The organism is Mesorhizobium sp. B2-4-2, from assembly GCF_006442845.1.
Lineage (GTDB): Bacteria > Pseudomonadota > Alphaproteobacteria > Rhizobiales > Rhizobiaceae > Mesorhizobium.
Window position 1 is genome coordinate 182,743 of sequence record NZ_VFVM01000007.1, and the last position, 13,760, is coordinate 196,502.

The window sequence follows — 13,760 nt, forward strand, 5'->3', positions numbered from 1 at the left end:
AAACGTCGCCTCGCATGACGGGCGAGAGACGCCTTTTTCTCGATGTCCGACAGTCGGCCACCGGTGTTTCCTGGGAACATCGGCTGACCGAGCGGCAGGACATGGTCGCGCTTGCCATCGCACAGGGGCACGGCGTGCCCGATATCGTCGCGCGCGTGCTTGCCGGACGTGGCGTGACGGCGGAACAGGCGGAGCGCTTTCTCGACCCGACGATCCGCGACCTGCTGCCGGACCCGGCTTCGCTGACCGACATGGACAAGGCGGCCATTCGAATAGCCGCCGCGGTGATGGCCCGGGAGAAGGTGGCGATCTTCGGCGACTACGATGTCGATGGCGCCGCCTCGTCGGCCTTGCTCAAACGCTTCCTCGCGCATTTCTCGATATCGTCGGAAATCTACATTCCCGATCGTATCTTCGAGGGTTACGGTCCCAATCCCGAAGCCATGCGCGAGCTCATCTCGCGCGGCGCGACGCTGATCGTCACCGTCGATTGCGGCACCAACAGCGCGGCTTCCATCGACGCGGCCAATGCCGCCGGTGCCGATGTCGTGGTGCTCGACCATCATCAGGTCGGCGGCGCCTTGCCGGCGGCACACGCGGTGGTCAACCCCAACCGCGACGACGACCTTTCCGGGCAGGGCCATCTCTGCGCCGCCGGAGTGGTTTTTCTCGCGCTGGTGCAGACGGCCAAGGTCCTGCGCGGCCGGCTGGCCGACGCCACGCCGCCGGACCTGCTCTCGCTGCTCGATCTCGTGGCGCTGGCCACGGTCTGCGATGTGGTGCCGCTCACCGGCGTCAACCGTGCCTTCGTCGTCAAGGGCTTGCAAGTGGCGCGCCAGCAGAAGAACGAGGGAATGTCTGCGCTGGCGCGGGTCTCGCGCGTCGGCGAGCCGCTCAGCACCTTCCATCTGGCCTACCTGATCGGACCGCGCATAAACGCCGGCGGGCGCATCGGCGACGCCGCCCTCGGCAGCCGGCTGCTTGCGACCGACGATCCGGTCGAGGCCCGCACCATCGCCGAGACGCTCGATCGGCTCAACCAGGAGCGGCAGCTGATGGAACACGAGATGCTGGCCGCGGCGCGTGCCGAGGCCGATGCCGAGCTTGCCGGCGGCAGCGGGCCGGCCATCGTCGTTACCGCTAGCACCAACTGGCATCCCGGCATCGTCGGCCTGCTTGCCTCCAGGCTCAAGGACCATGCCCGACGGCCGGCCTTCGCCATCGCCTTCAACGCCACCGGCACCGGCACCGGTTCAGGTCGCTCGGTGTCGGGCTTCGATCTCGGCCGGCTGGTGCGCGAAGCCGCAGATGCCGGGCTGATCGTCAAGGGCGGCGGCCATGGCATGGCAGCCGGCATTACCGTCGAGCGCACGCGGCTCGGCGAGCTCAGGGCATTTTTCGAGGAGCGCGCAGCAGCCGACGTGTTCCGATTGCAAGACGAGGAAAGCCTGGCGATCGACGGCGCGCTTGCCGCCGAGGGTGCGACGCTGGCCTTGCTGGATGCGCTGGAAAAGGCCGGCCCGTTCGGTGCAGGGCATGTCGCGCCTGTTTTCGCGCTGCCTCGCCATCGGCTGGCCGACGCCCGGCTGGTCGGCACCAACCACATCCGCGCCGACCTCCAGTCGGGCAGTGGCGGTCGCATCCAGGCGATCGCCTTTCGTGCCGTCGACACCGTGCTCGGCGACTTCCTGTTCAAGAACCGCGGTAAGACGATCCACGTCGCCGGCTCATTGTCGGGCAATTACTGGAACGGCAATCGCAGCGTGCAGTTCCGCATCGTCGACGCGGCACGCGCCTGATGCGTCTTTGATCAGGCGAGAACCGTCTGAAGCCGGGTCAGTTCGCCGATCTGTGCCATCGTTGCCCTATAGCCGATCTGGATCGCCTCATCGGCGCGGTGGAATTCGGTCAGACCGATGTGGCTGAGCTTGGGCTGCAGCGACATGTCCGGCGGATCGCCGGCAAGCCTGGCGCGCGAGATTCGGTCTTGGATGATGTTGAAGGCCTCGACCATGACGCCGGTGATGCCAAGCCGCGTCTGATGCGCCCGGTGCTCCGGGTCGAATTGGCCACTGCGCGGTGCATCGTTCTCGACGACCAGTTCGCCGGCGCTATGCTTGATGACGGCGGCACGGCCGAACAGGTCGTAATGAAGGTTGACCGCGACAACCAGCGGCTGCTCATAGGCACGGCAGACCGACACCGGCACCGGATTGACCAAAGCTCCGTCGACCAGCACGCGACCATTGCAAGTCACCGGCTCGAACACGCCGGGCAAGGCATAGGAAGCGCGCATGGCTGTTATCAGCGAACCGTTCGACAGCCAAATCTCATGGCCGGTGCGGATTTCGGAAGCGACCGCGACGAACGGCTTGGACAAATCCTCAAAGCGAATGCCGGCCACATGCTCACGCAGGCGAGCATCCAGCTTCATGCCGCCGAACAGACCGCTGCCGCGCAGGTTTAGATCGAGCAGGCCGAAGATGCGCCGCCTGGTCAGGCTGCGGGCGAACTCTTCCAACTCGTCCAGTTTTCCGGCGAGGTAACAGCCGCCGACCAGCGCGCCGATCGAGGTGCCGGCAATCATCGAAACCTCGATGCCGGCTTCATCGAGCGCGCGCAGCACGCCGATATGCGCCCAGCCTCTTGCGCAACCGCCGCCCAGTGCAAGCGAGATGCCAGTTTTCTTTGGTGATGTTGTTTCGGCCGCGCCGCCGGACGAAGCGGGACCATTCGCCTCTCGTACGTCCGCTCTGTTACGCAATGACGCCCACTCGAGCATCATGATCTCCCTTGTCCCACAGCTAATATATAGGCGGGCCGTATCGAAATGGTGAATCTATGTGGTTGGCTGCGGGCAAAAGGTTCAAGCTGGTTATTCACGGGAGCTTCCGATACGTTTTTTCCGCATCGAACAAGGGCTCGCTGCCATCGTCGGCAAGCATCGCCTTGCCGTCGATCAGCCCCACCGTCCGATAGAAGCAGGAACGCCGGCCTGTGTGACAAGTTGCGTCGTGGCCTAGCACTTTGACGCGCAACCATATGGCGTCCTGGTCACAATCCGTGAGCACCTCGATGACATGCTGGAGATTGCCTGACGTTTCGCCCTTCTTCCACAGCGCATTGCGCGAACGCGACCAGTAGTGGGCGATACCTGTTTCAAGCGTCAACGCCAGAGCCTGCGCATTCATGTGCGCGACCATCAAAAGCACGCCGTCTGCCGCATCGGTGACGACGACGGTGACCAGGCCGGCGGCATCGAAGCGCGGTGAAAACACCGCGCCTTCTTCCAGCGATTTCTTGTCTGAGGGAGCCTTCGGAAATTCCAGTGCCGACATCGCCGGGCTATCTTCCTGTTTGACCATGATTATCCGAAAACCGGTAGCCACTTTCGGAATCATGGTCCCGACGATGCCGGGCGAGGCGGCTTACACCCCACCGCCACGCACCATGGTGACGAAACGAACCTGTTCTTCGGGAGTATCCTTGAACACGCCGGTGAAGGTCGAGGTCAGCGTGGTGGAGCCCTGCTTGCGGATGCCGCGCATGGCCATGCACATGTGCTCGGCCTCGATCATCACGGCAACGCCGCGCGGATTGAGCACATCCTGAATGACGCCGGCGATCTGCGCGGTCATGGCTTCCTGGGTCTGCAGGCGATGGGCGAAGATATCGACCACGCGCGCGATCTTGGACAGGCCGACGACCTTGCCGTCCGGCAGATAGCCGACATGGGCTTTGCCGATGATCGGCACCATGTGATGTTCGCAATGCGAATGGAACTGGATGTCCTTGACGATGACAAGGTCGTCGTAACCAGCCACTTCCTCGAAGGTGCGGCCAAGCTCTTCGGCCGGGCACATGTCATAGCCGCCGAACATTTCCCGATAGGCCTTGGCCACCCGCTTGGGCGTGTCGACCAGCCCTTCGCGATCGGGGTTGTCGCCGGTCCAGCGCAAAAGCGTGCGTACCGCAGCCTCGACCTCGGCCTCGCTCGGCCGGTCGGTGACGGGCTTTTCCATGTAGGCCGACTGGGGCATGAACTTCTTGATAACGGCATCCATAAAGGCGTCTCCCGTAGTCCCTCTCTCAGGAGGAACGAGTTGAACGGACCACGACCTTTCGGCGTCGGAAACTCGCCCGGTTTCCAGCCCCGTAAGCGGCGTGAGCAAACTGCGGCAAAGACGTGGGCTTTTCGTCGCCTTGTCGATACCGGACTGCCACCATTATATATGGTCATGACGAGCGAAAGAAAGACGCGTCAGCGGCAAACGCTGTTCGCTTGGCGGCGACGGACTGGAAAATAATGATCAACGACGTCTACAATGCGAAAATTCTCGGTTTTGCCGGAAATATCACACGGATTGGCCGGCTCGATCATCCCGATGCCAGCGCGAGGGCACATTCCAAATTGTGCGGCTCTACCGTTACCGTCGATCTCAACATGGCGGACGGCGTGGTTACCGATTTCGCACATGACGTGAAGGCCTGCGCGCTCGGCCAGGCCTCGTCCTCCATCATGGCGCAGCATGTGGTTGGCGCTACGGCCGACGAATTGCGCGCGGTGCGCGAGACCATGCTGAAAATGCTGAAAGAGAACGGAGCGCCGCCGGAAGGCCGCTTCGCCGATCTCAAATATCTGGAACCGGTGCGCGACTACAAGGCGCGCCATGCCTCGACCATGTTGACCTTCGACGCGGTGGTCGACGCGATCGGTCAGATCGAGAAGAAGCGCGCCGAAGAAGCCGCCTGATAGCCCATTTGGCGGCCTATTGGAGCCGTCTGCTTTCGGCGAATTCGCTTCTCACCCAGTCGGCGAACGCGGCGGCTGGCTCGGGGAGATCGCGCAGGCTTCTGGCCACCAGCCAATAGGCGCCGGACGCGACGTCGATGTCGAATGGCTTGACCAGCGTGCCGGAGGCGAGCTCTTCACCGATCTGCAGAAGATCGCCCAGCGCCACCCCGTGTCCGAGCAGAGCGGCCTGCTTCGAAAGCGACGCATCCGCCAGCATAGGACCGCGCGCGAGCACCGCGTCGGCAGGCACACCGGCCGCCTCGAACCAGCGCGCCCAACCCTGTCGGTTTTCCTCATGCAACAGCGTATAGCGGCCAAGGTCGGCCGGCTTGTCGAGGGGAGGCCCCGCGGCAAGCAGCGCCGGCGACAGAACCGGTGAATCGACCGTCGAGGCAAGCTGCTCGGCCTCGCTGCGCGGCCACGAGGCAGCATGCGCACTGAAGCGTAACGCAAGTTCAGGCTGGTCGCCGCGAAACTCAATCAGCCTTGGATCGACTTCGAGCGCGACGTCGATGTCGGGCCGCAATTCGCGAAAACGGTTGAGCCGCGGCACCAGCCATACCGATGCCAGAGACGGCTCGACGCTGACGCGAACCACTGTCTGCGCGGGAGCCGCCACCAACTCGGAAAGCAGGGCGTCGATGGCGTCGAAACTCCTGACCAGCTGACTGAGCAGCCGGCGGCCCGCATCGGTCAGTTCGACGCGGCGATGGTGACGTTCGAACAGGGGCCGGCGCAGAAAGATCTCGAGCTCGCGGATCTGCCGGCTGATCGCTGCCTGCGAGACGAAAAGCTCCTCGGCCGCCCTGCTGAAACTCAGGTGCCGCCCGGCTGCTTCAAAGCTCCTCAAGGCCGTCAGCGGCAGTCGCCCACGCTTCATTCGCATAACCCAGGATTATCCGAAGTGGAAATTATACTCGTTTGAAGGCGAAGGCCAGCGGCGGTCTACTCGTCGTCAAGGAGATACGGCCATGATCCAGTTGCTGGAGATTTTTGGCGATGTGATGCGGATTGCAACCTATCAGTGGCGTGACGAAAGAACCCGTCGGAAGCACCACGAAGAGCAGTCTAGCCCCCGCCGATGGGCACTGCCGGCTGATCGGCAGCCACTTCGCCGCTTCCGCCCGTGAAAGCTCAGCAAGCAGGGGCGGGATTGCGTTCTCCCGATGAAGCCCACATCTATCGTGTGGAAAGACGGAGATCGCAGTGGGCGACCAGCATGGGCATACACATACAGCCGGGCCGCCGCGGCAAGGCCGCAACTGGTCCGGCCCGTGGCGCAAGACCTCCGGCCGGGTGTTGGGCACGTCGCTGGTGCGCCTCTATCAACTGACGCTGTCCAGCTTCATCGGCAATTCCTGCCGTCACCTGCCGACCTGCTCGGAATACGCGCATGAGGCGATCGCCCGCCATGGCCTTTGGGCCGGCGGCTGGATGGGATTTTTCAGGGTTCTGCGCTGCGGACCATTCGGCACCCATGGCGTCGACCTTGTTCCGGAGGTTCTGGCGGATCGGTATGTCTGGTTTACGCCGTGGCGATATTGGCGGATCGGCGGCAACCACGACGAGGCGCGAAGCTGACTGCCGGTCAGTTCTTCAAGGCAACCGTTTACGATCTGGTAGGGTTAACGGCAGCCTGCACAATAACTGCGAATTTGAGACAAAATCGAGACAAGAGACCTCGCTAAGCCGCTCGCCGAACCCCCCTCTGGAGCGAGCATCCAATGCGCAATGTCGACCGTCTTCCCTTCATCCTTGCCGGAGTCCTGTTCCTGCTTGCCTGGCTTCTGGGATTTCCGATGCGCGCGCAGTCGGCGCCGCTCGGGGATGTGCAATGCACGCTGATCGCCGATGCGCAGAGCGGCAAGACGCTTTACCAAAACGGCGTCTGCGATCAGCGGTTCAGCCCGGCCTCGACGTTCAAGGTGCCGCTGTCGCTGATCGGTTACGATGCCGGCATACTAAGCGACGAGCACACGCCGAGCTGGGACTACAAACCTGAATTCAAGGCGGTCAAGCGGGACCACAAGACCGTCGATCCGATGATCTGGGAGCGGGACTCGGTGCTGTGGTATTCACGCGAGATCACCCGCCGGCTTGGACCGGAGAGCTTTGCCGGCTACGTCTGGAAGTTCGGCTATGGCAATGCGGACGTTTCCGGCGATCCCGGCAAGAATGACGGCCTGACTCATTCCTGGGTGAACTCCTCGCTCAAGATCACGCCGGTCGAGCAGGTCGATTTCCTGCGTAAGCTCCTCGCCGGCAAGATGCCGGTCTCGGCCAAGGCTCACGACATGACGAAAGCCATCCTACCCAGCTTCAAGGCCGGCGACTGGACCGTCCAGGGCAAGACGGGCAGCACCAGGGTCGGCGAGGGCGGCAAGGACAGGCGTTCACTCGGCTGGTTCGTCGGCTGGGCGCAGAAAAACGGCCGCCAGATCGTGTTTGCCCGGCTCGTCGTCGATACGAAGTGGAGCGATATGCCGAAGGGGCTCGCGACGCGCGCGGCCTTCCTGAAGGACCTGCCGCTGCTGATTAAATAGCCGAGGCTTTACGGCGGCGGCATCTGCCCATAAAAGACTGCCGCCGCCGGACGCCTCCGGCTATCTGGCAGGCCGCAGCCTCGAACGGCTGACGACCTGCATTTCACCACCCGCGCTCGTTTGCGGGACTGGATAGGAGAATACCTGATGCTGAATGCCGTTTCCCTGACATTTCCCGATGGCTCCGTGCGCGACTACGATGCGGCGATGACCGGTGCAGGCCTTGCCGAATCGATCTCCAAGTCGCTGGCCAAGAAGGCCGTGGCCTATGCCATCGACGGTACCGTGCGCGATCTCTCCGATCCGCTCGGCAAGTCCGGCAAGATCGAGATCATCACCCGCGACGATCCGCGCGCGCTGGAACTCATCCGCCATGACGCGGCACATGTGCTGGCGGAGGCCGTGCAGGAGATATGGCCGGGAACGCAGGTGACCATCGGGCCGGTGATCGAGAACGGATTCTACTACGACTTCGCCCGCAACGAGCCGTTCACTCCGGACGACTTCCCGGTGATCGAGAAGAAGATGCGCGAGATCATTGCGCGCAACAAGCCGTTCACGAAGGAAGTCTGGTCGCGCGACAAGGCCAAAAAGGTCTTTGCCGACAAGGGCGAGCGCTACAAGCTGGAACTGATCGACGCCATTCCTGACGATCAGGATCTCAAGATCTACGCGCAAGGCGACTGGTTCGACCTTTGCCGCGGTCCGCATATGGCCTCGACCGGGCAGATCGGCAATGCCTTCAAGCTGATGAAGGTGGCGGGCGCCTATTGGCGCGGAGATTCGAACAACCCGATGCTGACGCGCATCTACGGCACGGCGTGGGCTGATCAGGCGCAGCTCGACGCCTACCAGACAATGCTGGAGGAAGCCGAAAAGCGCGACCACAGGAAGCTCGGCCGCGAGATGGATTTGTTCCATTTCCAGGAAGAGGGGCCCGGTGTCGTCTTCTGGCATGCCAAGGGCTGGAAGATGTTCCAGAACCTGGTCAACTACATGCGCCGCCGCCTCGACGAGCAGGGCTACCAGGAGGTCAATGCACCGCAGGTGCTCGACAAGAGCCTGTGGGAGACGTCGGGCCATTGGGGCTGGTACCGCGACGCCATGTTCAAGGTCACGGTTGCCGGCGACGACACCGATGACGACCGCGTGTTCGCGCTGAAGCCGATGAACTGTCCTGGCCATGTGCAGATATTCAAGCACGGGTTGAAATCCTATCGCGACCTGCCGGTAAAGCTTGCGGAATTCGGCAATGTGCATCGCTATGAGCCGTCGGGCGCGCTACACGGGCTGATGCGCGTGCGCGGTTTCACGCAGGATGACGCGCATATTTTCTGCACCGAGGAGCAACTGGCGTCGGAGTGCCTGCGTATCAACGATCTGATTCTGTCGACCTATGCCGATTTCGGCTTCGACGAAATCAGCGTGAAGCTGTCGACCCGGCCGGACAAGCGCGTCGGCACCGACGAAGCCTGGGATCACGCCGAAGCGATCATGGGCGGCGTGCTGGAGACGATCAGGACGCGATCGGGCAACCGCATCAAGACCTCGATCAATCCTGGCGAGGGCGCCTTCTACGGGCCGAAGTTCGAATATGTGCTGAAGGATGCCATCGGCCGCGAATGGCAATGCGGCACCACGCAGGTCGACTTCAACCTGCCGGAGCGTTTCGGTGCCTTCTACATCGGCTCGGATTCCGAGAAGAAACAGCCTGTCATGGTGCACCGTGCCATCTGCGGCTCGATGGAGCGCTTCCTCGGCATCCTGATCGAGAACTATTCCGGCCATTTCCCGCTGTGGTTCGCGCCGCTGCAGGTGGTGGTGGCGACGATCACTTCGGACGCCGACGGCTATGCGAACGAAGTGGTGGCGAAGCTGAAAGCCGCGGGCTTGTCCGCCGAGGCGGATCTGCGCAACGAGAAGATCAACTATAAGGTCCGTGAGCACAGCCTAGCCAAGGTTCCGGTCATCCTCGTCTGCGGCAAGCGCGAGGCGGAAGAGCAGACGGTCAACATGCGCCGCCTCGGATCGCGCGATCAGGAGTCGCTGGGTCTCGCCCAAGCGGTCGCGCAGCTGACCGAAGAAGCGATCACGCCCGATCGCCGACGCAAACCTGCGGCCTGATCCGGTAGTATTTCAAGCGGAATGGCGGTGGAGCAGTCCACCGCCATTTCCATATCGCACCGTCTTCACATCCCTCCGTTTTCACATCCCTGTCACGGCAGTCTTGTAACAAGCCCTCATGCTCAAGCTGAAATTGCGTGAAAAACCGTTTCCCGAGCTTTCCTATGCTAATCCCCGACAGCCAGCGCTGACGCGGTGGGTCATCCATTCCATCGAAGGCCTGTCCGGACGCGACCGTTTTGCAGCGCTTTATGATTTTTGGCGCCGCCAGGTGGTCCCGTCCGGCGAGCGCGTGTTCAGCCGCATGCTCGAATTGATCGATGTGCGGGTGCGAACCCCCGACCAATGGCCCCCGCAGACCCTGCCTGACACGCCGCTGGTGATCGTCGCCAATCATCCCTTTGGCATCGGCGACGGGATTGCCGTGCTGTCGCTGGCCGAGCAGCTCGGGCGGCCGTTCCGGGTCATGATCCACAAGGATCTGCTCAAGATCAGCGAGATGGAGCCCTATTCGCTGCCGATCGACTTTTCCGAAACCAAGGACGCGTTGAAGAACAACATGGCGGTGCGTCACGAGGCGGTGCGGCTCTTGAAGGAAGGCGTCACCATCGTGGTGTTTCCGGCCGGCGGTGTCGCCACCGCGCCGAAAGGTTTTGGCCGGGCACGCGACCTGCCATGGAAGATGTTTCCGGCGCGTCTCGTGCAGGATGCCAAGGCTTCCGTAGTGCCGATGCATTTCTCCGGCCAGAACGGCAGGCTGTTCCATCTGGTCAGCGGTCCCATGAACATGGCCGAGCGCGACGGACGCGTGGCGAAGTTCGTCGGCAAGGCATCGCTGGCGCTGCGCATTTCGCTGCTTATCCGCGAATTCGCCCGGCTTTCCGGCAAGTCGATCGACGTGCGTGTCGGCGATGTGCTGAACTGGAATGAACTGGAGCCCGTGCGCGACCGCAAGGCGCTGCTCGAGCGCCTCTATAGAGGCGTCTTCGATTTGGCGCCGCCGGTTCCTCGCCGCCGGATTCCATTCCTGCCGGCACGAGCCAAGCTGGCGGCGTAGGTCCATTTCGTGGAGATCCGAAGGGAAAGCGGCTCGAGGCTTTCCGGAATTGACTAATCCGCGCCTTCTTCCGGATCCATCGCGGCGGCTTCCGTCGCGAGAACCTCGATTTCCTGGTTCTGTCCGGCCACGACAGTGAAATCCTTCTGGTAGATGCGGTCGCGGTTCTTGGCGATGATGGTGTAGTCGCCTTCGGCCAGCACCATCGAGGCGAAGGCGCCGACGGTTTCCTTGATCGGATCGCCGGATTCGTTGAGCAGCGACCACGACGTGTCGGCGATCGCTTCGCCGCCCGCTTCACGCACCAGCTTCAAGGTAATCTCGGCGGCGTGATGCTCGACGGTGGCTTCGGTCAGCTTGCCGGCCTCGACGCGGATGTCGGAGCGGATGACGGCATTGACCGCGCCATAGGTCGAGACCACGTGGTAGATGCCGGCATTGAGACGCACGACGCTGTTGGGCTCGACGTCGGGAATGATCAGCGCGCGATCGCCATTGGGTTCGGCATTGCCCTCATAGATCGAGAAGCGCAGCTTCTTTGGCGGGATGCGCGCCCCTCCCGAAAGGACGGCATCGAGCTTCAGGCCGCCGGCATCGAGCACGAGGCTCTCGCGCTTGGCGTCCTTGCCGACGGTGATGCGCTTGGTGGCACCGGCCCGGCCGTAGGAAGCGTGAACCAGATAGCTGCCGGGTTCGAGCTGGAAGACCGCCGTGCCGCCATGGGCGGAAGCCACCATCGGCAATTTGCCGTTGACGGCCTCCGGCTTGAAGACGCGCCAGACGATACCGCGAGTGATATCGCCTCCCTTGTCGGTCAATTGCGCGGACAAGGTGATGGCGCCGCCGCCACCAAGCGCCAGCGATGTCTCGCCTTTCGGCGTCGCGTAGCTCGAAATTCCGGGAAGCTTCAGGTCGCTGACGCCATCCACATTCTGCGCCACGGCAAAGGAAACCGGCGCCATGAGCAGCAGGGTGCAGACCCAGATCAGGAAAAGACGCAAAGTCCCCTCAAACATGCCTTGCGTTGAAGCCCATGGCGGTGGCAATTTCAAGGCTTAAGAGTCCGACCGATACGACTCTCCAGCCTGGCGCGCCCGCGTCGATGCCCGAGCCGCCCCGCATTCCCATGGCGCGCTTCAGCTCAAAATCGAACTTAGGAGACTTGCGCCCATGGCGTCCCCGATCATCGACTTCCTGCTGACCCGCAATTCAGCGCCGATACCGGAGTTGAAGGAGCCCGCGCCCGGCGACGCCGAGATCGCCACGATGATCGCCGCCGCCACGCGCGTGCCCGATCATGGCCGGCTCGAGCCCTGGCGCTTCATTCTTTATCGCGGCGATGCCCGCATCGAGATCGGCAGGAAGCTGGCGGCCCTTGCCGAACAGCGGGAGGGACCTTTACCGGATGGCCGCCGCAACCAGGAGCTGGCGCGCTTCTCGCGCGCGCCGCTGGTGATCGGCGTCGTGTCGGTGCCGAAGGAAAATCCAAAAATCCCGCAATGGGAGATGTTCCTGTCCGGCGGCATGGCGGCGATGAACCTGATGATTGCCGCCAACGCACTGGGCTATGGCACCAACATGATCAGCAACTGGTATTCGGACGTGCCGGAGGGCAGGGCGATCTTGGGGCTGGCGCCGCAAGAGCGCGTAATCGGCTTCGTCCATATCGGCTCCTATGGCGGCCCGGCGCCGGAGCGGCCGCGCCCCGATCCGGCAAAGCTTTATGCGGACTATGCCGGGCCCTGGGCGGGCTAAGTGTTCTACGAGCCGTCAAAGGGGCACGGACTGCCGCACGATCCGTCGAAGGCGATCGTGGCGCCGCGCCCGATCGGCTGGATCTCGACCCTGAACGGGGCCGGCGAGATCAACCTCGCGCCCTATTCCTTCTTCAATGCCGTTTCGACAAGGCCCTTCATCGTCTGGTTTTCCTCCGAGGGCGAGAAGGACAGCGCCTCCTTCGCCCAGGAGACCAGCGAGTTCGTCGCCAATCTGGTCGGCCGCGATCTCGCCGAGAAGATGAACCGGACGTCGGTCGACGCGCCGCGCGGCGTCAACGAGTTCGTTTATGCCGATCTCGCCATGGCGCCGTCGCGTCTTGTCGCGCCGCCGCGCGTGGCGGCCGCACCCGCCGCACTCGAATGCAAGGTGACCGAAGTGTTCCGGCCAAAGGCCCTGGACGGAACGCCGACCAGCGCCGTCGTCGTGGCCGGCGAAGTGATCGGCGTGCATATTGACGATGCCTACCTGAAAGACGGCCTGTTCGATATCAGCAAGGCCGGCAATGTCGCTCGCCTCGGCTACATGGATTATGCCAGCGTCAACGAAGTGTTTTCGATGCGCCGGCCGCGTTGGGGCAAGGATTAGCCCGCAAGGGGGCCCAGTCACTGTGCTTTCCTGACGGCGAGCCGTCATCACGACGCGCCCTGAGCTTGGTGACGCGGCATGACGAAACCTTCTGCACACCAGGACCGTTTCGTCCAGGCGCGGGATGGGCGATAGTCTGCTGAGGGTCGGCGGTAGTCTGTTGCTGGTAAATGCCGACGGCAAATATCATGGAAGGTTGATCATGGTCTCGAGATTGATCCTCCAGACGTTCGTGTGGTTCGGCGCAATGGGCGCGCTGCTTTTCCTGACAGCGGGTACGCTGACCTGGCCGGGAGCCTGGGTATATCTGGCGGTGATGACCGGGCTGAGCCTGACCCTTGGCGTGACGCTGGCCCGGCGCGATCCCGGGCTGATGAACGAACGGCTGAGCTCTCCCATCCAGAAGGACCAGACCGCGGCCGACAAGGTTCTGTTGAGCATACTCCTGCTCGGCATATTTGCCTGGCTGGCCTTCATGGGTTTCGACTACCGCTTCGGCTGGTCCGTCGTTCCGGTCTGGGTACAGGCGATCGGTGCGCTGGTTCTGCTGGTCGGACTATGGATCAGCTATCTGACGATGCTGGAGAATAGCTTCGCGGCGCCCGTCGTGAAGATCCAGGCGGAGCGCGGACAGCAAGTGATCACAACGGGTCCCTATAGCTATGTGCGCCATCCCATGTATGCCGGCGCCATCCTCTTCTTTGGCGGCACGGCTCTCCTGCTCGGCTCCTGGTGGGGGCTGGCACTGGTCGTCGTGTTCATCGTTCTCTTGGCCATCCGCACATTCATCGAGGAAAAAACGCTTCGCACCGGCCTGCGCGGCTATGACGACTATGCGGCCCATGTCCGCTACCGCCTGATCCCGTTGGTCTGGTAG

Annotated in this window: 15 protein-coding genes; 10 read left to right on the top strand and 5 right to left on the bottom strand. The window is 62.9% G+C overall.

All coding sequences use genetic code 11. The features are described from left to right. Positions 1 to 14: 14 nt before the first annotated feature. Entirely contained in the window at positions 15 to 1,799 is a 1,785-nt protein-coding gene (recJ, locus tag FJ942_RS17695) for a single-stranded-DNA-specific exonuclease RecJ (RefSeq protein WP_140495824.1), read from the top strand. Between the two features lie 11 nt (positions 1,800 to 1,810). Here recJ and FJ942_RS17700 read toward each other — a convergent pair whose 3' ends face one another. From FJ942_RS17700 to folE, 3 genes are all read right to left on the bottom strand, one after another. Then, positions 1,811 to 2,782, bottom strand: a complete 972-nt coding sequence (locus FJ942_RS17700) for a patatin family protein (RefSeq protein WP_140495825.1) — start codon at positions 2,780 to 2,782, stop codon at positions 1,811 to 1,813. Between the two features lie 97 nt (positions 2,783 to 2,879). Further along, a complete protein-coding gene (gene hisI / locus FJ942_RS17705; RefSeq protein ID WP_140521255.1) occupies positions 2,880 to 3,338 on the bottom strand; it encodes a phosphoribosyl-AMP cyclohydrolase in 459 nt (152 codons plus the stop codon). 90 nt (positions 3,339 to 3,428) lie between these two features. Further along, the gene (gene folE / locus FJ942_RS17710; protein ID WP_140517057.1) at positions 3,429 to 4,064 is read right to left on the bottom strand and encodes a GTP cyclohydrolase I FolE; all 636 of its coding nucleotides are present in this window, start codon (positions 4,062 to 4,064) and stop codon (positions 3,429 to 3,431) included. 242 nt (positions 4,065 to 4,306) lie between these two features. On the opposite strand from folE, the gene FJ942_RS17715 reads away from it, so the two are divergent. Beyond that, positions 4,307 to 4,753 carry an iron-sulfur cluster assembly scaffold protein gene (locus FJ942_RS17715; RefSeq protein WP_140495827.1) on the top strand — a complete coding sequence of 149 codons (447 nt, stop codon included), beginning with the start codon at positions 4,307 to 4,309 and terminating at the stop codon, positions 4,751 to 4,753. Positions 4,754 to 4,769: 16 nt separating this feature from the next. Here FJ942_RS17715 and FJ942_RS17720 read toward each other — a convergent pair whose 3' ends face one another. After that, on the bottom strand, positions 4,770 to 5,675 hold the full coding sequence (locus tag FJ942_RS17720) for a LysR substrate-binding domain-containing protein (protein WP_140898412.1): 906 nt from the start codon (positions 5,673 to 5,675) through the stop codon (positions 4,770 to 4,772). A gap of 91 nt (positions 5,676 to 5,766) precedes the next feature. Between FJ942_RS17720 and FJ942_RS28560 the strand changes: the two genes are divergently transcribed. From FJ942_RS28560 to FJ942_RS17740, 5 genes are all read left to right on the top strand, one after another. Further along, positions 5,767 to 5,925, top strand: coding sequence for a hypothetical protein (locus tag FJ942_RS28560; RefSeq protein WP_181167410.1), 159 nt, complete (start codon positions 5,767 to 5,769; stop codon positions 5,923 to 5,925). 76 nt (positions 5,926 to 6,001) lie between these two features. Then, positions 6,002 to 6,376: a membrane protein insertion efficiency factor YidD gene (gene yidD / locus FJ942_RS17725; RefSeq protein WP_140670474.1), complete on the top strand. Its 375-nt coding sequence runs from the start codon at positions 6,002 to 6,004 to the stop codon at positions 6,374 to 6,376. A 143-nt stretch (positions 6,377 to 6,519) separates the two neighbouring features. Beyond that, positions 6,520 to 7,338: a class D beta-lactamase gene (gene blaOXA / locus FJ942_RS17730; protein WP_140670475.1), complete on the top strand. Its 819-nt coding sequence runs from the start codon at positions 6,520 to 6,522 to the stop codon at positions 7,336 to 7,338. Positions 7,339 to 7,485: 147 nt separating this feature from the next. After that, the gene (gene thrS, locus FJ942_RS17735; RefSeq protein ID WP_140670477.1) at positions 7,486 to 9,462 is read left to right on the top strand and encodes a threonine--tRNA ligase; all 1,977 of its coding nucleotides are present in this window, start codon (positions 7,486 to 7,488) and stop codon (positions 9,460 to 9,462) included. Between the two features lie 118 nt (positions 9,463 to 9,580). After that, a complete protein-coding gene (locus FJ942_RS17740) occupies positions 9,581 to 10,519 on the top strand; it encodes a GNAT family N-acetyltransferase (RefSeq protein ID WP_140817550.1) in 939 nt (312 codons plus the stop codon). Positions 10,520 to 10,572: 53 nt separating this feature from the next. On the opposite strand, the gene FJ942_RS17745 is transcribed toward FJ942_RS17740, so the two are convergent. After that, on the bottom strand, positions 10,573 to 11,535 hold the full coding sequence (locus tag FJ942_RS17745) for a hypothetical protein (protein ID WP_140495833.1): 963 nt from the start codon (positions 11,533 to 11,535) through the stop codon (positions 10,573 to 10,575). Positions 11,536 to 11,689: 154 nt separating this feature from the next. Here FJ942_RS17745 and FJ942_RS17750 point away from each other — a divergent pair, with 154 nt between their 5' ends. From FJ942_RS17750 to FJ942_RS17760, 3 genes are all read left to right on the top strand, one after another. Further along, positions 11,690 to 12,274, top strand: a complete 585-nt coding sequence (locus FJ942_RS17750) for a nitroreductase (protein WP_140520997.1) — start codon at positions 11,690 to 11,692, stop codon at positions 12,272 to 12,274. Next, positions 12,275 to 12,883, top strand: coding sequence for a flavin reductase family protein (locus FJ942_RS17755; RefSeq protein ID WP_140520996.1), 609 nt, complete (start codon positions 12,275 to 12,277; stop codon positions 12,881 to 12,883). A 202-nt stretch (positions 12,884 to 13,085) separates the two neighbouring features. Next, positions 13,086 to 13,760, top strand: coding sequence for an isoprenylcysteine carboxylmethyltransferase family protein (locus FJ942_RS17760; RefSeq protein ID WP_140898414.1), 675 nt, complete (start codon positions 13,086 to 13,088; stop codon positions 13,758 to 13,760).